Genomic DNA, 21,955 nt, shown 5'->3' on the forward strand with positions numbered 1-21,955 from the left:
CTGCGGCGGTGTTTTTTTTTGCCTATTTTTTGTGGATGTTACTCCATGCTTAGGCATAAATATTTGCTAAGCATAGAGTCGTGGCGCACGCTCTACTGAGTTACTGAGTTACTGAGTTACTGAGTTACTGAGTTACTGAGTTACTGAGTTACTGAGTTACTGAGTTACTGAGTTACTGAGTTACTGAGTTACTGAGTTACTGAGTTACTGAGTTACTGAGTTACTGAGTTACTGAGTTACTGAGTTACTCAGTTACTCTCTGCATTATTTGGCTAATCCCTTGCTATTGTAAGTTCAGTCAATAAGTTCTGCGCGTTATCCACTTTATCCATCATCCATAAGATATAGCGAATATCTACATGTACGGCGCGGGTTATGGTTGGATTAAAGAACCAATCCTTGGTGATGGCTTCATAAGTGGAATCAAAATTTAATCCTACTAATTGGCCTTGACCGTTAAATACTGGGGAACCTGAGTTGCCACCGGTAGTATCTACGCTGGAGAGGAAATTGACTGGCACTGAGTTAAATTGCTCAGGGGTTGCAGCGCATGACACGAGTCGACACAACCATCCGCGTGGGTCTTGATACACACTAGCCACCTTATGCTGTCCAAGATTGCCGGCATCAATGGCATTCAGTAATTTGTCTGGGGCATTAAATGGCGATTCTCCAGTGTGCTTGGCCTTAATGCCTTCAAGACGAGTAAAAGGCTGCTTATACAGGCCGTCAGCCGATTGATAGCCATCGACACTGCCATAGCTAATTCTTAAGGTACCGTTGGCATCAGGGTACACGGGCCAGTTGTTAGCGCGGTAATAATCAATAATAGCTTGCATGACGGCAGGGCGAGCCATAGTAAGCTCACCGACTAACTCTTTGGTTTTTTGCTCGTTTGCCATATTGCTTGGGTATAAGGCGACCGCTAGACGAATGAAAGGATCGCGACTGGCTTCAAATTCACTGGCGGATTTTTCCATCCAGCCTAAGCGCTGCTCTTTATTGGTTAAGCGGGTTTCTGCATACATAGCGCTAAGCTTGGCATTGAGGGCATCAGCATCGACATTAAGCCACTTATCCAGCGTCTCGACTCGATTCGTTTGGCCGATATAAGCGTTAATGTCTTGCCGCCACAAATCTTTATCAACTTCGCTAATAAAGCGTGAATCTAAACGCGCTAAGGCGGCGCTAAACTGCTTTTTATCGCGCTCTTGATAGCCAGTTTCTCGCTCAATATCGCTTTTTTGCTGCTCCTTGGCCCAGCGATAGAGTTGATTAGCGGCGCTTAACAGGGCGCTTGACTGAGCGTTATCGAAATAAAATTGCGTTTGAATTTGTTGCTGCTGTTTGCTCAGTAAAGCTTCTAAGCGCTTGCTGACATCTTTATTGGCAGCTTGCTTACTGAGCCAAGCATCAAAGCCTGCTTGTTGCTGGCCTTTAATGCTAATGATATTAGTGGCCTTAAAGCCATCGAGTAAGCCATTAAGCTTTTTCATACGATTAGCATTACCGGCTAAAGTGCTGGCGTAGGCGATTTTGATGGCTTGGTCTTGCTCACCCATAGCCGTAATTGTGTCAATTTGGCGCTGAAAGCGTGCCGCTTGCGCTGGATATTGCCAGTCTTTAGCAAACAGCAATTCAGAGGTTAAGCGATAACGACTGGTGGCTCCTGGGTAGCCTGCAACAAACACACCATCACCCGCGTTCACGCCATTGGCATTAATAGCTAAATAGCTCTTAGGCTGATAGGGCACGTTATCGGGATGAAATGCCGCAGGGCTGCCATCTTTAGCGACATAAGCGCGCAGGAAAGTAAAGTCGCCGCTATGGCGTGGGTATTCGTAGTTATCAATGTCGCCACCAAAACTGCCAACACTTTCAGGCGGCGCGTACACTAAGCGTACGTCGCGTAAAATTAACTGTTTGATGAGGTAGTATTCCAAGCCATTGTGAAAGCTGCGCACTGAGCATTGATAATTTTTATCGACTTCACAGCGCTTAATTAAGGCTTTTTTGTTGGCTTCTATGGCCTCATAGCGGGCTAATGCTTGCTCGCTGACATTGCTAAGTACAGCAGTCGTGACATTATCCACCGCTTCGGTAATAAACAACTGCTCATTAGGGCCGGCACTAAGTTCTTCATTTAATTGATTTGCCAGGAAGCCTTCGGCGAGATAATTGTGTTCTTTTTTACTGTTATATTGAATGGCACCGTGGGCACAATGATGATTGGTGACAACTAGCCCTTGGGGCGAAACAAAACTGGCGGTACAATAGCCGAGGCTGACAACGGCATTCATAGGATGCTGAGTGAGGTCGGCTAATTGGTCGGCACTTATTTTGATGCCTGAGGCGACTAATTTATCGCTAATGCTTGGCATTTGATGAGGTTGCCATTGGCCTTCATCAGCCATCGCGGCGGTTGAAACCGCCACCATAGCTGCAATCAAAGTGATGCGCATGTCTTTTCCTTATTGTTATCTTTATGTCCTTCACAGTTAACACTAGGCATCTTGAGTTATCGGGATAACTCAAGGATGCAAAGCGCAGAATGCGGCAGGGTAAACGAGTTAAATTTGGAGTGTTACGGTAAAAATTCCGTAAAAACGCTGCAATGTTATAACATATTTTGAACACTCATTGTAATTGGGAGCGTGAATGTCACAGCAAACTGCCTTTAAGCCCAAGGGAAAGCCAAGAGATGCTCAGCTTGATGCTTTAAAGTTACCACCGCATTCGTTGGAAGCGGAACAATCGGTACTGGGTGGCTTGATGCTGGATTCTGAGGCTTGGGATAAAGTGGCTGAAGCCGTATCTCGAGACGATTTTTACTCGCGAGCTCATAAGCTTATTTTTACCGCCATGCAGTCATTGACTGATGCCGGTCACCCGATTGACTTAGTGACTGTGTCTGAAGGGCTAGAAGTTGAAAGCTTGCTGGATGACGCCGGTGGCTTTGCCTATTTAGCTGAAATCGCTAAAAATACCCCAAGTACGGGTAACATATTATCGTACGCCTCTATTGTGCGTGAGCGTGCGGTTGTGCGCGATATGATCCGTGTTGCCAACGAAATTGCCGATGCGGGTTATCACCCTGAAGGTCGTGATTCCAGTGCTTTGCTAGATTTCGCCGAAACCAAAGTATTTAAAATTGCTGAATCGCGCACCAATGCCAACGAAGGCCCTGAGGATATTAAAAGTATTCTGGCCAAAACCGTCGATAAGATTGAGAAACTCTACAATAACCCGCACGAAGGGGTGACTGGGGTTTCTAGTGGTTTTGGTGATTTAGATAAAATGACCACAGGTTTTCAGGGCGGCGATTTAGTGATTGTGGCGGCGCGTCCGTCCATGGGTAAAACTACTTTTGCCATGAACTTGTGTGAGCAAGCGGCTATGCATGAAGATAAGCCCGTGCTTATTTTCAGTCTTGAGATGCCGTCAGAACAGATCATGATGCGTATGCTGGCCTCTATTGGCCGCGTCGATCAAACCAAAATTCGTACTGGTCAGTTGGATGACGAGGATTGGGCGCGTGTATCATCGACTATGGGGATCATGCTGGAACAAGGCAAGATGTACATAGATGATAGCTCAGGCTTAACCCCAACCGAACTTCGCAGCCGCGCTCGGCGGGTTGCGCGTGATTGGGGCGGGTTATCGATGATCATGGTCGACTACTTGCAGTTAATGAAAGTGCCGTCATTAGCTGAGAATCGTACCCTAGAAATTGCGGAAATTTCACGCTCGCTTAAAGCTTTGGCCAAAGAGCTCGACATTCCTGTGATTGCACTGTCGCAGTTAAACCGCTCCCTTGAGCAGCGTGCCGATAAACGTCCGATTAACTCTGACTTGCGTGAATCAGGCTCTATCGAGCAGGACGCTGATTTAATTATGTTTATTTATCGCGACGAAGTGTATAACAATGACTCTACTGATAAAGGCACCGCTGAGATTATTATTGGTAAGCAGCGTAACGGCCCCATTGGACGCGTACGTTTAACTTTCCAAGGTCAATATTCCCGTTTCGATAACTATGCAGGACCGCAGTTCGAAGAGGACTAAGGCCTGAACACTAACAAGGTTGATTTTTGAAACCCTTTCCTAGAGCTGAAATCAGTGTCAGCGCGCTGCAGCATAACCTTGCGCAATTAAAATTAGTGGCCCCCACTAGCCGAATTATGGCAGTGGTGAAGGCCAATGCTTATGGTCACGGTTTACTGCCTGTGGCCCGAACCTTAGATGGCGTGGCGGATGGTTTTGGCCTCGCGCGCCTTGAAGAAGCCCTGAAGTTACGCCATGGGCTAATAACAAGTAAGTTGCTGCTGCTGGAAGGTTTTTTCAGAGCAGAAGATCTGCCCTTGTTAGTGCTGCATGATATTGACACAGTCGTGCATCATGAGTCGCAGCTTGAGATGTTAGAGCAAGCGCAATTAGCTAAACCTGTAACTGTGTGGCTGAAGATAGACAGCGGCATGCACAGATTAGGTTTTACTGCGGCGCAATTTGAAGCTGTGTATCAGCGTTTGCTCGCTTGCCCAAGCGTGGCTAAACCTGTGCACTTGATTACTCATTTTGCCTGCGCCGATGAGCCTGATAATCCGTTTACGCTGGCGCAATACGATCAATTTTGCGAATTAACTCAAGCCCTTGATGGTGACCGCTCGCTTGCAAACTCAGCTGGCGCCTTGTATTGGCCGCAAACTCAGCGAGATTGGATTCGCCCAGGCATAGCCATGTATGGCGTGTCCCCTGTGACCGGTGACGTAGGCAGTAATCATGGTTTAGTGGCGGCGATGGAATTGAAATCACGCTTAATTGCTATTCGTGACCATAAGGCTGGTGATTCAGTGGGTTATGGTGCTTATTGGCGCGCGCCGCAAGATACTCGTCTTGGGGTCGTGGCTATTGGTTATGGCGATGGTTACCCGCGCAATGCGCCATCTGGCACCCCTGTGTGGATTAATGGCCGGCGGGTACCGATTGTCGGGCGCGTCTCTATGGATATGCTTACCGTCGATTTAGGGCCAGCATCGAGCGATAAAGTCGGTGATGATGTCTTGTTGTGGGGACAAGCTTTACCCGTAGAAGAAGTTGCTGAGCATATTGGTACCATAGCTTATGAGCTAGTCACTAAGTTAACGCCGCGAGTCAGCTTGTTCTTTGAGTAATCCGTCTGCTTTGACATTAAACGGCGCCTAGCGCCGTTTTTGCTTATGCGTCGCCATCTTGTTAGGAATTGCCTTGAAGTCTTCTTATAAAACCATCTTTGCTAGTGTTAGCTTGTGTTTATTAACGGCTATTGCAGCGCCTGTTCTGGCGCAAACTGGATTAGCACAAACACAATTAGAAAAAGCCGCGGCTACCAATGCTAAGTCATCCCCTGAATTTGCGGCTGTGCCTTTTGTGTTTTCTAGTGAAAATCTCAGTACTGCCTTTGGTGGTGCTGGCGTGATTAAGCATGCAGGGCAAGTGCAAGCGAGTATTTTTGGCATCGGCCTTTATTCAAGTAATGACAGTTATGTTACTTATCTTTCAGCCAATAATTATCAGTTGCCAGGGCTTGAGCAATGGCTCTTTAGCGCAGAAACCTATCAAGCGCATTTTAGCGAAGGCGTGTATTACTTGCCGGATCTTAATGGGCAAGAGCAGCGTGCAATCACTACAGGGGATGAATCCTTTACTAAGCTGCATGCCCGCTATGTATTACCTGTAGGTCATGGCATTTATGGCGCGGCGCCAAGCATGTTGCCGCAAACGGATATTAGTTGGGACCCAAGAGTCTCTGGGGTATCTAGCGTTAAGTTAACCGCCTTTACGCGGGCGCAGCAGCTTGGCATAGAGTCGATGATTCCAGAGCGTACGCAAGGGGCTGAGTTACTCCTTAATTGGGATAATCGTGATCAAGCGAATAACAGTACACAAGGTGGTGAAACCAGTTTTACTCTGCGCCATGGCTTTGAAGGTAGAGGCGCACCGTCATGGACCACGTGGGAGCTTGAGCAATCGGCCTTTGTTTCACTGAGTAGCAATGAGTTATTTCGCCAGCAAGTGATGGCGCTGAATTTGTATCTGGCTGATACCCCGAGCTGGAATGACACAGATAATCAAGGTCAAGCTCATCGACCGCCCTATTACGCTGGCATTGGTTTAGGCGGCTTTGATCGCCTGCGCGGTTATTCCGCTAAGCGTTTTAGCGGCCGCAGCGCCTTACTTTATAGTATGGAGTATCGGGTGCAACCCCATTGGCAACCATTGCAACACTGGCCTGTGTTTGAGTGGTATCAAGTGCCTTGGTGGCAATGGGTTGCGTTTGCAGAAGCGGGGCAAGTCAGCGATGAGTTTTCTGCGGCGAGTCTGCATCAAGACATGCACTGGACCCTAGGCACTGGTGTACGCTTTGAAGTGGAAAGCATAGTCGTGCGTGCTGAAATCGCGAAAAGCCAAGAAAGCACGCAATTCTGGGTGATGGTTAGTCAGCCGTTTTAACCATTTTCTTGGAAACAAATTTCGACGAAAGCTTTACCATTGAGACTAGTGAAGGGCAGGATAATTTTCTTGCCATGAGCTTGATGGGAAATATGATGCTCTTTACCGGCCACCACCATAGGGGTGGCCATTTCAAACTGATAGCCTTTCTCGCCTAAAATTCTTTTGGCGCCGCCGCACACCATGTTAGTAATTTCACCTACCATATCTGTAACTTCATCATTGATATGGTCGGGGCATTCCCCCAGCATGTTGTGCATTATCTTAAGGGCTAAGCCTTTTTCAAAGGTTATAGATAGTGAGCCTTTTACTTGTGGGCTAATCATGCCAATCAGCCCAGACACATCACCAAGGGCTATCTCATCTTGCTTGATTCGCGGCCGGCCAGCCGACAGCTCAATAGTGGCCATAGTGCTTATCACGTTCAAGAATGACTCAAGAAACGGATTGATGTATTTAACTTCCATGTAGTTACCCTCACGATATCAATAGGTCTAAGCATAGAAGATAAATCGTCATTGAAAGTGAAACTTAGCGAAATTTTAGCGCGGGTGTGACTTCAAAATAGCCGTTAAAATCATAACCAATTAAGCCTGAACATGTGACTCAGCTGACGGGGAGTGAGTCTGTAACCACAGTGTTTTTCATCATCCAGCCAAGTTTTAGTGGTGTTATCCACTCAATGACTAACTCTTTGTGAGGGTAAGAGCAGGATTCATGCTTAACCATTAAGCGAAAATTCTTAAAAAGATCTCAAAATAATTTAAAATATGCGGCTATTAGTGGTCGTCACTCGTTTTAAATTAAATGGTTGGTATTAAATGTCTTTAAAATCAATAAGTAGAGTGTTTAGCGTTGCGCCAATGCTCGATTGGACCGATAGACACTATCGTTATTTTGCACGTCTAATGTCGGCCAATACCTTGCTTTATACCGAAATGGTGACCACGGGCGCTATTTTACACGGTAAAGGTGATTACTTAGGTTATAACCAGCAAGAGCATCCGTTAGCCTTGCAGCTCGGTGGTAGCGATCCTGTGAGTTTGGCGCAGTGCGCTAAGCGCGCCGAGGATTATGGTTATGATGAGGTCAATCTTAACGTCGGCTGTCCATCGGATCGGGTGCAAAACGGCCGCTTTGGTGCCTGTTTAATGGCTGAGCCGCGGTTAGTTGCTGAATGCGTAAATGCGATGCGTGCGCAAGTTTCTATGCCTGTCACTGTTAAGACGCGCATTGGCATAGATGATCACGATAGCTACGAGTTTTTGACTCAGTTTATTGATACTGTCTCTAATGCCGGTTGCGATACCTTTATTATTCATGCGCGTAAAGCATGGCTTAATGGCTTGAGCCCAAAAGAGAATCGTGAAATTCCGCCATTAGATTATGAGCGGGCTTATCAGCTCAAACGAGATTATCCGCATTTGCACATTAGCGTGAATGGCGGCGTGACTTCACTTGCAGAAGCTAAGCTGCATTTGGCGCAGTTAGATGGCGTGATGGTGGGGCGCGAGGCTTATCAGAATCCTTATTTATTGGCCGAAGTTGATAAGCAACTGACTGGCACCAATACCTCAGTGTTAACCCGCGATCAAGTGGTTGATATTATGCTGCCTTATATCGAGCAGCATTTAGCCGATGGCGGGCGTTTAAACCATATTAGCCGCCATATGCTCGGTTTATATCAAGGCTTACCTGGCGCGCGCGCTTGGCGTCGTCATTTAAGTGAGCAAGCCCATAAGCCTGGCGCTGGGATTGAGGTCATGCTTAAGGCGCGTGAGATGATGAATGAGCAAGCTCAGTTAGTCAGTCAGTATTAATATTTCACTCTTTCTCGCCGATTAATGAGTTAAACCGTAAGTTGTTAGCATTTTTCACTAGTTGCTAACATTGAAGGGGCGAGACCGGGCGTATAATCTAAGAGATAGCACTGTCTAGCTCTTTTTTTATATCTAAAAATCAGGTGGTTATATTAGCGTTTGGTTTTTTATCTCAATTGGCACGCGTCTTGAATTACCTCTAATGTCAACGATACCTTAGAGGAATAACCCATGAACACCATTACTATCAAATCCCTACTGTTAACTATGATGTTGTCACCTGCCGCTTTTGCCTTAGCCAATGATAAAGCGCAAGAGCCATCCATCTTCGCGGAATTAGAGCAAAGTATGGCACTGGCGCAGCAGCAAATGGTTGCTGACGTTACCTCAAACTTGATGGTGACAGGAAGTGATTCTGAATTAATGGTAGCAACTGGGGTTGAGTCTGAATTAGGTTCAAGTATGGCGGATGCGCAGCAAGCCATGCTTAATGATGTGACCTTGTCGTTAGGATTAAAAAATCATATTCAACAAACAGCTAAAGAGCAGCAGCAATTATTTGAAGCCAGTGCAAGTAAAGCTAGCGCGAGCCAAACAGAGGGCCGCGTAGATCTTAACCGAGCCAAGCCATGATGGTTGAGCTAAGCAGGATGCTGTTGTGGTTATGGCTGATGCCAGTAATGAGTTTTTGTATAGTCGGTGTTATCTGTGTAGTCATTGGCCAATCACAGCCGCAGTTACCTTGATTGGCCTAAATGAGAGTTACTTTTTTTGAATAAATCTAGTCAATTTAGTCCGTGCTTCTTCGCCGTGTAAACAAGCGCTAAATTGCTCTAATTCTTGATGCATTTGATGTTGTACTCGGCTCTTATTTGGCCGCATTAACTGGCGAGTGGCTTGTAATGATTGCGGGGGTTGCTGTGCCAAACGTACCGCTTTAGCCAGTGCAAATTCATACAGTTGCGATGCTTCTACAATATCATTGATCATATTGAGCTGCTTGGCGGTTTCAGCGCTAAAACTCTCGCCTAATAGCAATAATTCAGCGGCTTTTTGATAGCCAATCAATTTAGGTAGCAGCAAAGTGGCACCCGCTTCGGGTACTAACGCTAAATTAACAAATGGCAGTTGAAATACCGCGCTGTCATCGGCATAGACTAAATCACAGTGCAGTAATAAGGTGGTTCCTATCCCGACCGCTGAGCCTGACACCGCTGCTACCACGGGCTTTTTAAGCTCTAACAAGCAATACAAAAATCGAACCGCAGGGTGGGTTGGGCCTAAATCGCCATTGTTAAGGAAATCAGCAATATCGTTGCCCGATGTAAAACATTGATTCTTTCCACAGAACATAAAAGCACGAATACCGTTGTCGGCTTCCCCCTCGATCAGGTATTCTGTAACTCGTTTATACATATCAAGATTAAGTGCATTGCGCTTTTCTGGCCGATTAAAGCAAATTATCCTAACGCCCTGTTGATCTTGGACTTGGATATTGTTCATGGGTTGACGTCCTAACGGGAAGGCAAGTAAAAAGGAGTTTATGACATTGAGAACAAAAATTAAACAGCTGTTTACAGCCTTTGGCATCAGTGTTGTGAGTCTTGGAAGTTATGCCGAAGTAACATTTGACCAAGGTCATGTCCGCGCCATGCCGCCTTCAGCCCCTAATACCGCCGCTTATTTGAGTTTATCTAATCAAGGGGATAAAACCGTCAAGCTGGTAGGTGTAAGGACTGATATCGCCCGTGAGTCGCAGCTACACACTATTATCGAGCAAGATGGTGTGGTTAAAATGCGCCAAATCCATGAGTTAACTATTGCGCCGCAGCACAGCTTAACCTTAAGCGCTGGCGGCGATCATATTATGCTGCTCGGACTTAAGACACCGCTGACGCTTGGTCAATCCGTTGGCTTGCAATTGCAATTTGATGATGGTCAAACCTTAGATGTCAGCCTACCTGTGATGGCCATAGGCGCAGAAGAAACTCATCACCAACATCACTAAATTTATTTAGCCAAAGCTACTGTAAAGGACTGATTATGATAGCTCTATCCGCAAAACGAATAATATTGTCCTTACTGGGATTGTTTGTAATTCTTTATGGAATAACTATTTGGTGGAGCGTTGAACCTGACGTGATCCACGCCAAACAGATGAATGACACTCAAGGTAAACCGCTCGTCGGTTACGCCACTACCAGTGCCTTGATTGACACTATGGAGACCTTACTGACTAAACCCGGTGGTTGGCAGTCTAACGATATCTTGCTGCCGACTGTGATGATGGATGATATGGCGTCGTTTGAGTTCGGTGCGCTTGAGCAAGTGCGCGATCTTGCGGGTGTCATGCGTAAAGAATTTAGCCGCAGTCAATCGCAGTCATCGGCCGACCCAGATTTGTTAGGTGCGCATTCTAAACTGAATATTTCCCACACTAGCTGGCTAGTACCAAGTTCAGAAAGTGAGTATCAAGATGCGGTTAAATTATTGAAGCTGTATCGCGCCAGAATGGCTGATCCTGATAATCAGGACGCCCAGTTTTACGCCCGCGCTGACAACCTCAATGAATGGCTGAAAGAAGTGCAAAAGCGTTTAGGTAGCTTGTCACAAAACTTATCGGCGAGTGTGGGCCAAGATAGATTAAATACTGATTTAGCAGGCGATTCTGGCGCGCGCCAATCAACCCCGTCACATGGCACTACGCAAGTGAAAACTAGTTGGTGGCGTATTGATAATGTCTTTTATGAAACTCGTGGCTCAGCGTGGGCACTGCTGAATTTTATGAAAGCGATTGAAATCGATTTTGCTGATGTTCTAAAGAAGAAAAATGCCGAGGTGAGCTTACGTCAGATTATTCGTGAGCTTGAGGCAACTCAGCAACCTGTATGGTCGCCGATTATTTTAAATGGCAACGGTTTTGGCTTTGTGGCCAACCATTCATTAGTCATGGCGAACTATATTTCGCGTGCCAATGCTGCTGTCATTGATTTAACTAATTTGTTAACACAAGGGTAATTATGAAAAAAGTATTATTAGTCAGTTCTTTATTTGCTGCCATGGCAGCAGGTAGCGCATCAGCTGATACCTTACTGGGCTTTAAAGTCGGTGCTGATTACTGGATGGCAGACACCAGTGGCACTTTTGCTAATGAAGGCGCAATTCAGCCTAATTACAACTTCGATTCATCATCGCAAGGAAGTTTATGGTTTGCACTTGAGCATCCAATTCCGCTGATCCCGAATGTATTAGTGCGTGAAAATCGCGTTAAAGATGATTATTCAAGCGCAGCTACCTCAGGCAAAGTTGATTTAAGTAATACCGACTATGTGCTGTATTACGAGCTGCTCGACAATGACTTAGTCTCGTTAGATGTGGGCGGCGCTTATAAGTTGATGCATGGCAGCTACCGCACTGCTGGTACTAACACTGACATAGATTCAGGCATAGTCATGGCGTATGCCAATGCCATGGTAGGTATTCCTGGTTTAGGTTTATTTGGCTTTGCGGATGTGATGGCAGGGCTCAATGAAACTAGCGTTCATGACGTGCAGTTAGGCTTAGGTTGGAAGTTTGATGGCACGCTATTAGATACCAGCGTACGCGTTGGTTATCGCCAGTTTAACTTTGATGCCAATGATTTCTCTGGCGCCAATTCTGACTTGAAGTTTGATGGTGTGTTTGCCGGTGTTGAATTAGATTTCTAAAACAAGGTATGACTAACACCCATAATAAAAAACCGCCAGTGTGGCGGTTTTTTGGTATCACTAATTTATGATTAATGAGTAGTCAGAGCTTAAGCTTGTGGCGGCGCAGAGGTGGTGGTGGCTTGAGATAAGCCATTGTTAATAGCCACTACATCGGCCTCAGTTAAGGTGCCTGCCGCTTGTTTCAAGGCCAAAATCGACTTGATATACGAGTAGCGTGCATCAGATAACTGACGCTTAGAGTTATATAAATTCACTGTGCTATTTAGCACGTCAACTATGGTACGAGTACCAACTTCAAAACCGGCTTGAGTCGCTTTTAAGGCACTTTCAGATGAAATGACCGTTTGCTCATAAGCGCGGATAGAGCTGATAGAGGCATCAACGTTGTTATAGTTATTGCGGATGTTTTTTACGGTAGCGCGATAAGTCTGCTCTAATCTTTCACTCGCATTAACAAAGTTAAATTGGGCTTGATCAACTTGCGAGCTCACTTTAAAGCCTTCAAAAATCGGTACGCTTAACTGTAATGCCACATTAGTAGTGCCATTATCGTTAGTGCCACCTGGGTAGTTATTGCTGCCATTACGATCAAGGTTGGTGTTATAGCCAGCATTTAAATTTAATGATGGTAAGTGACCCGATTTAGCCAGTTCAATTTGCTCAGTCGCAATTTCTTTACCAATGCGCTGGATAAGCAAATCAATGCTATTGGTTTCGGCCATCTTCAGCCACTCATTTGAGCCTTCTGGCGCAGGTTTAGCGGCGGAAAAACGCTGAGTATCTAATAAGTTAATGCTGTCGTAATCAAGGCCTGTGATTTCTTGCAGGGCTTGATAGCTATTTTGCAGCGTGTTTTCCGCTAAGATTTCTTGGGCGCGGGCTAAGTCATATTGAGCTTGAGCTTCATGCACATCGGTAATTGCAGTTAAACCAACGGCAAAGCGCTGTTTAGTTTGCTCCAGTTGACGGCCAATGGCAGACACTTCCGCTTGCTGGAACACTAACGCATCTTTAGCGCTCAACACGTCAAAGTAGGCACTAGTGACGCGAATAATTAATGATTGCAGGGCAGAAGCGTAAGATGCGTCAGCTTGTGACGCGGCCTTTTCCGCTAAGCTCAAGCCAACCCATGCACTATGATTATAAATGACTTGGTTTAAGGTTACGCCACCAGTGAAACCGCCAGCATTATAAGAGGCATTGGTGTCATTGTTTTCATCAACCCAGCTTTTACCATAACCTACATTGGCAGATAAGCTTGGTAATAAAGGCGCGCGCGAGGTCTCAATTTGTGAATACAATGAATCACGTTGAGCTTGAGCTTGCAGGACGATAGGATCGTTAGTTAGGGCTTTTTGATAGACCTGCAGTAAATCGTCAGCATAACTAGCACTGCTAATAGCAGCTAAGGTCATGGCGGCGCAGAGGGAACTGATGTTAAATTTCATGGGTTGTCCTTTGGTGAGACGCAGTTCATCAGCCTCTGCTGATGGAATGAAAATATAATTAGTCGAAATTATGCCTTTTCACAAGGTTTATTAGGACATTTCAATGCGTCAATAAGGTAAATTTAATATTTCTATTAGCAAGTTAGCATAGATAATAAGTAATAATTTTCATTCAAGTCAAATGTCAAGTGTAACAGATTTTATTAGGGGCTTTTGCTTTCTACTCTGAGGGCCTAATAATGGCTAGTCATTGAGCTTAAAGGATAAAGGAAACTTTATGTCAGCAGTGAAGGATTCACCCATGGAAACTATGACCACCTTTGGCAACGACGATGTTGAAGTCATTAGTCAGCGCCCGTTATATCAAGGTTTTTTTCAGCTGCAAGAGTACCGCTTTCGGCATAAATTATTTGCCGGCGGCTGGAGTGAAGAAGTGCGCCGCGAAGTATTTGAGCGCGGCCATGCAGTAGTGGTTCTGCCTTATGATCCGGCGCGCGATCAAGTGGTCTTAATTGAGCAAATCCGTATTCCAGCCTTAGCCACGTCATCGCGACCTTGGTTGCTTGAATTAGTGGCGGGCATGATAGATGCGGGTGAGGCGCGCGATGATGTGGCTGTGCGCGAATTGTTTGAGGAAACAGGGCTTGAATGCAGTGCTATGACAGCCGTTAGTCAGTATTTACCTAGCCCTGGCGGCTGCTCAGAAAGATTATATTTTTACTGGGCCAAGATAGATGCGAGTAAAGCCCAAGGCTTGCACGGTTTATGTGATGAGCATGAAGATATACGCCTGCATGTGATGTCGCGCCAACAGGCATATACTTTACTTAAGCAAGGGCAAATAGATAACGGCGCCACTGTGATTGGTTTGCAGTGGCTGCAGCTTAACTATCAAGAGTTGTCATAAGCCTTGCATGGGGGGGGGCAATCTAAGTCTGCCCTATGAGCGTCCATAGCAATGAGTATCAGTAACACAGTGACAAGTAACATGAAGGCAAAACCGTACCGCGTCGATCTCAGTCGTTTTCTGGCATTATGTGCCCGTAACTATAGTCATATTCAGCAATGGCTACCTAGGGGCCATAGTGCTGGGCAGCAATGGCAGTGGCAGGGCGTGTTTGGCTGCTTATCGGTGACGTTACTGGAAAACACTCCTTACACTCAGGTGCTCGAAATAAAACGCTACAGCGCGTTAGGGGCGCTTAATCCGTCGATGCAAGACCCGTTGTTGTTAGTTAGGGTTTACCATGACGCGCAATTGGCAGAAGTGTTAACTAGTCGACAGATTTGTGACCTAAATCCAGTTTATGATTACCCAAATATGCATATGTACCAACGAGATGAAAAATACCAGGTCAATGCATTCCTTGAGGATTTACTTAAAATAGGCCACCGAGCGACATTGGTGTGTCAGTCCTAACCGTGTTGGATGTGATCGTTTGCAAAAAGATGCCACAACCTATGACATTATTGAAGGCCAAAGCATACGCTTGGTTCAGATCACAGATCCGCATCTTTTTTCTGATCCTCAAGGGCAATTGCTAGGGGTTAATACCCGTGCGAGCTTAGCCTCAGTCCTGCAATTGGTGCATGATAATCATCAAAACGTCGATTGCATCTTAGCGACTGGCGATATCAGCCAAGATTACTCGGCGCAGTCATATCAAGCCTTTGCCGCTATGATGTCGACTCATACTGTTCCTTGTCATTACTTGCCTGGGAATCATGATGATATCCATACCATGAATCTGCACTTGCAAGGCGAGAAACTCTCTGGTGATAAACAAATCTTGGTGGGTAACTGGCAAATTCTGATGCTTGATTCAACCGTTAGGGGGAAGCCTGGCGGCTTACTCAGTGATGCTGAATTGAGCTTTATTGAGCGCAGTGTGGCGCAAGAGCCGCAGCGCCATTGTTTACTGGTGATGCATCATAATCCAATATTGACGGGCGCGGCTTGGTTAGATCAGCATTGTCTGGCTAATGGCAATGAGGTGCTCAAGAGTGTGAGCCAATTGGCGAATGTTCGCGGTATCATGTGGGGGCATGTGCATCAACAAATTGATAAAACTTATCCAGGCGCCACGGGTGACATACATCTAATGGCGACGCCATCGACCTGCATTCAGTTCACCCCAAAGTCTGATTTTTTTGCTTTAGATAATTTACAGCCTGGCTATCGTTTGCTGGACTTGCACGCCGATGGTAGCATGAGCACTCATGTTTATCGGGTACCGGGAAAAACCTTTTTTCCGGACGAATCGGCCGGTGGTTATTGAATACTGCCGCAGCGTGAGGAATTATGCTGTTATACATTCATGGATTTAACAGTTCCCCTCAATCGGATAAGGCGCGGATAACCTTAGCCTATTGCCAAGAGCAGTATCCTGAGCTGCTGGTGCATCAACCTCAGCTACCTTCTCATCCAGCAGCCGCACTTGCTATGTTATGTGATATCACAGAACAAGCCTTGGCCAAGGATGAGCCGCTATACTATATCGGCTCCTCATTGGGTGGTTTTTTTGCGACAATCTTGGCTGAGCGTTATGGCGGTGTCGCGGCGCTGGTAAACCCTGCCATTGAGCCTCATCAATTGATGACCTCATTGCTTGGATGGCAAACGAATCCTTATACCGGCGAGCGATATCAGGTTACTCTAGAGCATCAAACGCAATTAGCGGCAATGGCCGTTAAGGTTATCGCTCATCCAGACCGTTTTTTAGTGTTATTGCAAACCGGTGATGAGGTTTTAGATTATCGCGAGGCGGTCACTTATTACCATTGCTGTCAGTTACGAGTGCAGCAAGGTGGCGATCACGCGTTTACGGGATACCAGGAACAACTCGACGGCATTTTCCAATTTTTTGCCTTAACAACCTAAGCGTGAGCCCTATGGCTCACGTAATCATATATTAAGTGTGCTATGACCAATCAATATACTGCTGATGCCATTGAGGTTCTCAATGGTTTAGACCCTGTAAAACGCCGTCCAGGTATGTACACCGACACGACACGCCCAAACCATTTGGGTCAGGAAGTCATTGATAATAGCGTTGATGAAGCCTTGGCAGGCCATGCCAGTAAAATCGAAGTCATTTTGCATGCCGACAATTCACTGGAAGTCATAGATGATGGCCGCGGCATGCCAGTGGATATTCACCCTGAAGAAGGTATTCCTGGGGTCGAGTTGATTTTAACTAAGCTGCATGCGGGCGGAAAATTCTCCAATAAAAACTATCAGTTTTCGGGCGGCTTGCACGGCGTTGGTATTTCTGTGGTCAACGCGCTATCAAGCCGTGTTGAAATTAGTGTGCGCCGCGATGCTCAAGTCTATGAAATGGCGTTTGAGCACGGTGATAGGGTAGAAGAGTTACATGTCACTGGCACTTGTGGTCGCCGTAATACTGGTACTCGGGTGCGTTTCTGGCCAGAACCTAGTTATTTCGACTCAGCTAATTTTTCGGTGAGCCGCTTAATGTATCTGCTCAAAGCTAAGGCAGTATTATGCCCAGGCTTAATGATACGTTTTCAGAATAAGCAAAATGGTGAGTCCCACGAATGGTTTTATGAGGCGGGGTTAACCGATTATCTGCGCTCGGCCATGGCTGATAATGTATGTTTACCTGCAGATCCTTTTGTCGGTAACTTTAGTGGCCAGATAGAAGCCATTGAATGGGCGATAACTTGGCTGCCTGAAGGCGGCGAGTCCATCAGTGAAAGTTATGTGAACCTCATTCCCACGCCTTTAGGTGGTACCCACGTTAATGGTTTTCGTCAAGGCTTATTAGAGTCAATGCGTGAGTTTTGTGAGTTTCGTAACCTCATCCCCCGCGGACTTAAATTGTCGGCCGAAGATATTTGGGATAAAGCTGCATATATCGTCTCACTCAAGATGCAAGACCCGCAGTTTGCTGGTCAAACTAAAGAAAAACTCTCGAGTCGTCAAAGTGCCGCCTTTGTTTCTGGCATAGTGCGTGACGCATTTTCGCTGTGGTTAAATTCCAATACCGATCAAGCAGAAGCCTTAGCTGAAATCTGTATTAACAATGCCCAGCGCCGCATGAAAGCCGCGAAGAAAGTGGCTCGTAAGCGCGTGACGGCAGGCCCAGCATTACCCGGTAAACTTACCGATTGCACTAGCCAAGACCCAAGCCGCTCTGAGTTATTTTTAGTGGAAGGTGATTCAGCGGGTGGCAGTGCCAAACAAGCCCGTGAGCGCGAAATTCAGGCAATTATGCCGCTGCGCGGTAAGATATTAAATACGTGGGAAGTGGATGCCTCTCAAGTATTAGGCTCGCAGGAAGTACATGATATTTCCGTGGCCATTGGCTGCGATCCTGATAGTTCTGATATCTCGGAATTACGCTACGGTAAAATTTGCATCTTGGCCGATGCTGACTCGGATGGTTTGCATATCGCCACCTTGTTATGCGCATTATTCCTTAAGCATTACCGCGTGTTAGTGGAAAAGGGTCATATCTATATTGCTATGCCACCTTTGTTTAGAATCGACATTGGTAAAGAAGTGTTTTACGCCTTGGATGAGGCTGAAAAGGCTGGCATTTTAGATAGAATTGCGGCTGAAAATAAGAAAGGCAAGGTGCAAGTGACCCGCTTTAAAGGTCTAGGTGAAATGAACCCATTGCAACTGCGTGAAACCACTATGGATCCCAACACTCGCCGCTTAGTGCAATTAACCATAGATGATGCCGATGAGACTCATGCCTTAATGGATATGTTATTGGCGAAAAAGCGCTCGAGCGATCGTAAAATTTGGTTAGAGAGCAAAGGTGATTTGGCGGCGGTGCAGTAAGGCGGGCTTAAGTGAGTGGTTGCTTCTTTATAAATGGTTGCTTATTTATAAGTACCAGCCACTTAAGTCATCTTATGATTAAAGCTTGCACGTGAAAAAGGCTACAGGTAACACGCACAACAGCGGCAAGATAACAGTACCAACTCAATCGGCTCAACAGGATGTTTGATGTCATATAAAATAATGCTTCAATGGATGAACGGATTAATGCTGATGCTATTAACGACAGCATCGGGTCAGGCGGCTGAGAGTGTGGTGCTGACCGTCAGCAAAGGCTTTGGCATTAGTTTATATGCCTCTGACTTAGGTGATGCCAAGCAAATGGCCATTGGCGATAACGGTACTTTGTTTGTCGGTAGCGATCTGGAAGGGACGCTGGTGGCCTTAGTGGATGAAAACCATGATGGCCGCGTTGATAAGCGCTATACCATAGGGCGTAATCTTGATTCTCCGAGTGCTATGGCCTTTGTTAATGGCGATTTATATGTCGCCTTAAATACTGGCATAGTGAAATACAGCCAAATTGAGCACAAACTCAAACGCCCTGGGCGGCCGCAATCGGTATTTACCAGCTTGGGGGGATTTGGCGCCGAAATCATGCGTACGTTAGCACTCGGTAGCGATGGTCGTTTGTATTTAGCCTTAAGTGCCGGTTGCAATGTGTGTGAACCGCAAGCGCCGCTTGGCAGTATTCTTGCCATAACCCTTGAAAGCGGCGCGGTTGAGCAAGTGGCTAGTGGCGTGCGCCATGTCGGCGGTATGGCTTGGTCTGCCCAAGGGCAAATGTGGTTTGGCGATAATGGTCGGGATTGGATGGGCGATAATCTACCCCCCGATGAAATTAATGCCATAGCAACGCCTGGCAGCCATTTTGGTTTTCCCTATCGTCACGGCGATAAGGTGAATGAAGCCAGTTATCCGTCGCCACAACAGTTAGCCATCAGCTTGCCTGAGTATTTGTTACCGGCCCATGTATCGCCCATGGGGTTGCATTTTTATCGAGGCCAACAATTTCCTGATAACTATCAGGAACAGCTATTTGTGGCTGAAAATGGTTCTCTAAATCGCTCCAGCAAAGTCGGCTATCAAGTGGTCGCCTTACTGTTTGAGGGCGATGAAATAACACAAAGACAAACCCTAGTGAATTTTATGGATGGTGAGTTTGCCGTAGGTAGACCACATTCCATAGTAACGGCTCCCGATGGAGCCATGTTTATTTCAGATGACCTTAAAGGCAACATTTATCGCCTGTATTACCAAGGCTCTGAGCTTGAATAGGAAAAAACAATGAGTGATTCGATTGAGATGAGCTTAGACGGCGTTGAACAAATGCCGTTGCGCCGCTTTACCGAAGAGGCCTACCTGAATTACTCCATGTACGTGATCATGGACAGGGCATTGCCCCATATTGGTGACGGTTTAAAGCCGGTGCAACGTCGAATTATTTATGCCATGAGTGAACTGGGGTTATCAGCGCAGTCAAAACATAAAAAATCTGCCCGTACTGTGGGTGATGTATTAGGTAAGTATCACCCCCACGGTGACAGCGCTTGTTATGAAGCCATGGTATTAATGGCTCAGCCATTCTCATATCGTTATCCGTTAGTCGATGGTCAAGGTAACTGGGGGGCGCCAGACGATCCTAAGTCATTCGCGGCCATGCGTTATACCGAAGCTAGACTGTCACGCTTTTCAGAAGTCTTGTTATCTGAATTAGGCCAAGGCACTGTTGATTGGGGCGCAAACTTTGATGGCACCATGAAGGAGCCTAAAGTCTTGCCTGCGCGCTTGCCGCATATTTTACTCAACGGCATTACTGGTATTGCTGTGGGTATGGCTACCGATGTTCCGCCGCACAATGCTCGTGAAGTGGCCTCTGCCTGTATTGAATTGTTAGATGATCCGCAAACACCCTTATCAAGATTGATGGAGTTAGTGCCGGGCCCTGATTACCCAACGGCAGCAGAAATCATTACTCCAAGAGCCGATATTGCCAAGATTTATGAGACTGGCCGCGGCTCCATTAAAATGCGTGCAGTTTATAGTGTTGAGCAAGGCGAGATAGTGATTACTGCACTGCCGCATCAAACCGGTAGTGGCAAAATCCTTGAGCAAATTGCCGCGCAGATGCAAGCTAAAAAATTGCCTATGGTCAGCGATTTACGTGATGAGTCCGATCATGAAAATCCCGTGCGTCTTATCATAGTGCCACGCTCAAACCGTGTTGATTTTGAGCAACTAATGGCGCATTTATTTGCGACCACGGATTTAGAAAAAAGCTTTCGCATTAACCTGAACGTGCTGGGGCTTGATGGCCGTCCGCAAGTTAAAGGCTTAAAGCAAATGCTGAGTGAGTGGTTAGAGTTTCGAACGCTAACGGTCAAGCGGCGTTTATCTTATCGATTAGATAAAGTCTTAGCGCGCCTGCATATTCTTGAAGCCTTGATGGTGGCGTTTCTCAACATTGATGAAGTGATTGAGATTATTCGTTTCAATGAGCAACCTAAAGCTGAGTTGATGGCGCGTTTTAGCTTAACTGATAAGCAAGCCGAAGCGATTTTAGAATTAAAGTTACGCCATTTAGCTAAGTTAGAAGAAGTTAAAATCCGCGCCGAGCAAGATGATTTAGCCGCTGAACGTGACAAGTTAGAATTACTGTTAGGTTCAGAGCGCCGTTTAAAAACCTTAATTAAAAAAGAGTTACAGCAAGATAGCGCCACTTATGGTGATGATCGCCGCTCACCACTGAAAGAAAGAACCGAATCTAAAGCGCTGACCGAGCAAGAATTACTGCCAACAGAAGCTGTGACTGTGGTGATTTCAGACAAGGGCTGGGTGCGCTGCGCTAAGGGGCACGATATTGACCCCACCAGTTTGTCGTATAAGGCTGGTGATGAGTATTTATGCAGTGCCATTGGTCGCAGCAATCAGCCGAGTGTATTTATTGATACCAGTGGCCGCGCCTTTGCAACTGAAACTCATACTCTGCCATCGGCTAGAAGTCAGGGCGAGCCAATTACTACGCGCTTTAATATAGCGACTGGCGAAACCATAGCCCATGTGGTGCTGGCGGATGAAAGCCAAGATTTCTTATTGGCAAGTGATGCCGGTTATGGCTTTATTTGTAGCTATAGCGATATGGTGTCGCGCAATAAGGCTGGTAAAGCCCTGTTAAGCTTACCGACAAACGCTAAGGTATTAACGCCGCAAAAAGTGGATAAGACGCTATCCCCATCGATTTTGGCGATATCCAATGAAGGTCGAATGCTGTTATTTGCACTCGATGCGCTGCCTAAACTAACCAAGGGTAAGGGCAATAAAATCATAGGTATTCCAACTGAGCGCGCCAAAGAGCGTGAAGAGTGGTTGATGCATTTATTGCTGGTGCCTGCTGACATGCCTGTGACGTTATGGGCTGGTAAACGCAAGCTGACCTTAAAGCCGAGTGATCTTGAGCATTATCGCGGTGAGCGCGGACGGCGTGGTAATAAATTGCCGCGCGGTTTACAGCGCGTTGACCAAGTCACCTTAGGTGATGACAGCATAAGTCTTTAATCATAAAAAAAACCGACAGTTAGTCGGTTTTTTTATATCTATACGGTTTAAGCGGCAGTGTTAAGTATTGACCTTAAGCATCAGTGCTAAGTAGCAGGTCTAAGTCACAGTGCTAAGTCA

General features: G+C 46.2%; 19 protein-coding genes. 15 read left to right on the top strand and 4 right to left on the bottom strand.

Features of this window, described 5'->3' with window-relative positions; all coding sequences use genetic code 11:
- Nucleotides 1-272: 272 nt before the first annotated feature.
- A complete protein-coding gene (locus tag AC1HDP_RS15765) occupies nt 273-2,462 on the bottom strand; it encodes a S46 family peptidase (RefSeq protein WP_479639470.1) in 2,190 nt (729 codons plus the stop codon).
- 196 nt (nt 2,463-2,658) lie between these two features.
- On the opposite strand from AC1HDP_RS15765, the gene dnaB reads away from it, so the two are divergent.
- The 3 genes from dnaB (at nt 2,659) to AC1HDP_RS15780 (ending at nt 6,489) form a co-directional block, all read left to right on the top strand.
- Nucleotides 2,659-4,065 carry a replicative DNA helicase gene (dnaB, locus tag AC1HDP_RS15770; RefSeq protein ID WP_140930913.1) on the top strand — a complete coding sequence of 469 codons (1,407 nt, stop codon included), beginning with the start codon at nt 2,659-2,661 and terminating at the stop codon, nt 4,063-4,065.
- Between the two features lie 26 nt (nt 4,066-4,091).
- Nucleotides 4,092-5,171 carry an alanine racemase gene (gene alr, locus AC1HDP_RS15775; protein WP_479639471.1) on the top strand — a complete coding sequence of 360 codons (1,080 nt, stop codon included), beginning with the start codon at nt 4,092-4,094 and terminating at the stop codon, nt 5,169-5,171.
- Nucleotides 5,172-5,244: 73 nt separating this feature from the next.
- Complete coding sequence (locus AC1HDP_RS15780) at nt 5,245-6,489, top strand: BamA/TamA family outer membrane protein (RefSeq protein ID WP_479639472.1); 1,245 nt, start codon at nt 5,245-5,247, stop codon at nt 6,487-6,489.
- Here the strand turns inward: AC1HDP_RS15780 and AC1HDP_RS15785 are convergent.
- Complete coding sequence (locus tag AC1HDP_RS15785) at nt 6,486-6,956, bottom strand: chemotaxis protein CheX (RefSeq protein ID WP_140930917.1); 471 nt, start codon at nt 6,954-6,956, stop codon at nt 6,486-6,488. The two genes, AC1HDP_RS15780 and AC1HDP_RS15785, sit on opposite strands and share 4 nt — an antisense overlap.
- Nucleotides 6,957-7,310: 354 nt before the next feature.
- Between AC1HDP_RS15785 and dusA the strand changes: the two genes are divergently transcribed.
- Both dusA and AC1HDP_RS15795 read left to right on the top strand, forming a co-directional pair.
- A complete protein-coding gene (dusA, locus tag AC1HDP_RS15790; RefSeq protein ID WP_479639473.1) occupies nt 7,311-8,309 on the top strand; it encodes a tRNA dihydrouridine(20/20a) synthase DusA in 999 nt (332 codons plus the stop codon).
- Between the two features lie 231 nt (nt 8,310-8,540).
- Nucleotides 8,541-8,942, top strand: coding sequence for a hypothetical protein (locus tag AC1HDP_RS15795; RefSeq protein ID WP_479639474.1), 402 nt, complete (start codon nt 8,541-8,543; stop codon nt 8,940-8,942).
- A 129-nt stretch (nt 8,943-9,071) separates the two neighbouring features.
- On the opposite strand, the gene AC1HDP_RS15800 is transcribed toward AC1HDP_RS15795, so the two are convergent.
- A complete protein-coding gene (locus tag AC1HDP_RS15800; protein ID WP_479639475.1) occupies nt 9,072-9,812 on the bottom strand; it encodes an enoyl-CoA hydratase in 741 nt (246 codons plus the stop codon).
- A 40-nt stretch (nt 9,813-9,852) separates the two neighbouring features.
- Between AC1HDP_RS15800 and AC1HDP_RS15805 the strand changes: the two genes are divergently transcribed.
- The 3 genes from AC1HDP_RS15805 to AC1HDP_RS15815 are packed head-to-tail and all read left to right on the top strand — an operon-like array spanning nt 9,853 to nt 12,016.
- Nucleotides 9,853-10,317: a copper chaperone PCu(A)C gene (locus AC1HDP_RS15805; RefSeq protein ID WP_140930950.1), complete on the top strand. Its 465-nt coding sequence runs from the start codon at nt 9,853-9,855 to the stop codon at nt 10,315-10,317.
- A gap of 35 nt (nt 10,318-10,352) precedes the next feature.
- Nucleotides 10,353-11,327, top strand: a complete 975-nt coding sequence (locus AC1HDP_RS15810; RefSeq protein ID WP_479639476.1) for a DUF2333 family protein — start codon at nt 10,353-10,355, stop codon at nt 11,325-11,327.
- Nucleotides 11,328-11,329: 2 nt separating this feature from the next.
- A complete protein-coding gene (locus AC1HDP_RS15815; RefSeq protein WP_479639477.1) occupies nt 11,330-12,016 on the top strand; it encodes a TIGR04219 family outer membrane beta-barrel protein in 687 nt (228 codons plus the stop codon).
- An 89-nt stretch (nt 12,017-12,105) separates the two neighbouring features.
- Here the strand turns inward: AC1HDP_RS15815 and tolC are convergent, their stop codons facing one another.
- On the bottom strand, nt 12,106-13,467 hold the full coding sequence (tolC, locus tag AC1HDP_RS15820) for an outer membrane channel protein TolC (protein WP_479639478.1): 1,362 nt from the start codon (nt 13,465-13,467) through the stop codon (nt 12,106-12,108).
- A gap of 277 nt (nt 13,468-13,744) precedes the next feature.
- Between tolC and nudF the strand changes: the two genes are divergently transcribed.
- The 7 genes from nudF (at nt 13,745) to parC (ending at nt 21,835) form a co-directional block, all read left to right on the top strand.
- On the top strand, nt 13,745-14,374 hold the full coding sequence (gene nudF, locus AC1HDP_RS15825) for an ADP-ribose diphosphatase (protein ID WP_479639479.1): 630 nt from the start codon (nt 13,745-13,747) through the stop codon (nt 14,372-14,374).
- An 81-nt stretch (nt 14,375-14,455) separates the two neighbouring features.
- Nucleotides 14,456-14,887, top strand: a complete 432-nt coding sequence (locus tag AC1HDP_RS15830) for a DUF1249 domain-containing protein (protein WP_479639480.1) — start codon at nt 14,456-14,458, stop codon at nt 14,885-14,887.
- A 19-nt stretch (nt 14,888-14,906) separates the two neighbouring features.
- Nucleotides 14,907-15,746 carry a 3',5'-cyclic-AMP phosphodiesterase gene (gene cpdA, locus AC1HDP_RS15835; RefSeq protein WP_479639481.1) on the top strand — a complete coding sequence of 280 codons (840 nt, stop codon included), beginning with the start codon at nt 14,907-14,909 and terminating at the stop codon, nt 15,744-15,746.
- 23 nt (nt 15,747-15,769) lie between these two features.
- Nucleotides 15,770-16,348 (top strand): YqiA/YcfP family alpha/beta fold hydrolase, encoded by a 579-nt coding sequence (locus tag AC1HDP_RS15840; protein ID WP_479639482.1) that lies wholly within the window; start codon nt 15,770-15,772, stop codon nt 16,346-16,348.
- 42 nt (nt 16,349-16,390) lie between these two features.
- Entirely contained in the window at nt 16,391-18,280 is a 1,890-nt protein-coding gene (gene parE / locus AC1HDP_RS15845; RefSeq protein WP_479639483.1) for a DNA topoisomerase IV subunit B, read from the top strand.
- A gap of 168 nt (nt 18,281-18,448) precedes the next feature.
- Nucleotides 18,449-19,558, top strand: coding sequence for a PQQ-dependent sugar dehydrogenase (locus AC1HDP_RS15850; RefSeq protein WP_479639484.1), 1,110 nt, complete (start codon nt 18,449-18,451; stop codon nt 19,556-19,558).
- A gap of 9 nt (nt 19,559-19,567) precedes the next feature.
- A complete protein-coding gene (gene parC, locus AC1HDP_RS15855) occupies nt 19,568-21,835 on the top strand; it encodes a DNA topoisomerase IV subunit A (RefSeq protein ID WP_479639485.1) in 2,268 nt (755 codons plus the stop codon).
- The last annotated feature ends 120 nt before the right edge of the window (nt 21,836-21,955 follow it).

This window comes from Shewanella sp. ISS20, from assembly GCF_056522965.1.

Bases quoted from the DNA above. Each gene is read 5' to 3' on its own strand.
- AC1HDP_RS15765 (WP_479639470.1), bottom strand. From the start codon at position 2,462: ATGCGCATCACTTTGATTGCAGCTATGGTGGCGGTTTCAACCGCCGCG.
- dnaB (WP_140930913.1), top strand. From the start codon at position 2,659: ATGTCACAGCAAACTGCCTTTAAGCCCAAGGGAAAGCCAAGAGATGCT.
- AC1HDP_RS15785 (WP_140930917.1), bottom strand. From the start codon at position 6,956: ATGGAAGTTAAATACATCAATCCGTTTCTTGAGTCATTCTTGAACGTG.
- dusA (WP_479639473.1), top strand. From the start codon at position 7,311: ATGTCTTTAAAATCAATAAGTAGAGTGTTTAGCGTTGCGCCAATGCTC.
- AC1HDP_RS15795 (WP_479639474.1), top strand. From the start codon at position 8,541: ATGAACACCATTACTATCAAATCCCTACTGTTAACTATGATGTTGTCA.
- AC1HDP_RS15800 (WP_479639475.1), bottom strand. From the start codon at position 9,812: ATGAACAATATCCAAGTCCAAGATCAACAGGGCGTTAGGATAATTTGC.
- AC1HDP_RS15805 (WP_140930950.1), top strand. From the start codon at position 9,853: ATGACATTGAGAACAAAAATTAAACAGCTGTTTACAGCCTTTGGCATC.
- AC1HDP_RS15810 (WP_479639476.1), top strand. From the start codon at position 10,353: ATGATAGCTCTATCCGCAAAACGAATAATATTGTCCTTACTGGGATTG.
- AC1HDP_RS15815 (WP_479639477.1), top strand. From the start codon at position 11,330: ATGAAAAAAGTATTATTAGTCAGTTCTTTATTTGCTGCCATGGCAGCA.
- tolC (WP_479639478.1), bottom strand. From the start codon at position 13,467: ATGAAATTTAACATCAGTTCCCTCTGCGCCGCCATGACCTTAGCTGCT.
- nudF (WP_479639479.1), top strand. From the start codon at position 13,745: ATGTCAGCAGTGAAGGATTCACCCATGGAAACTATGACCACCTTTGGC.
- AC1HDP_RS15830 (WP_479639480.1), top strand. From the start codon at position 14,456: ATGAAGGCAAAACCGTACCGCGTCGATCTCAGTCGTTTTCTGGCATTA.
- AC1HDP_RS15840 (WP_479639482.1), top strand. From the start codon at position 15,770: ATGCTGTTATACATTCATGGATTTAACAGTTCCCCTCAATCGGATAAG.
- parE (WP_479639483.1), top strand. From the start codon at position 16,391: ATGACCAATCAATATACTGCTGATGCCATTGAGGTTCTCAATGGTTTA.
- AC1HDP_RS15850 (WP_479639484.1), top strand. From the start codon at position 18,449: ATGTCATATAAAATAATGCTTCAATGGATGAACGGATTAATGCTGATG.
- parC (WP_479639485.1), top strand. From the start codon at position 19,568: ATGAGTGATTCGATTGAGATGAGCTTAGACGGCGTTGAACAAATGCCG.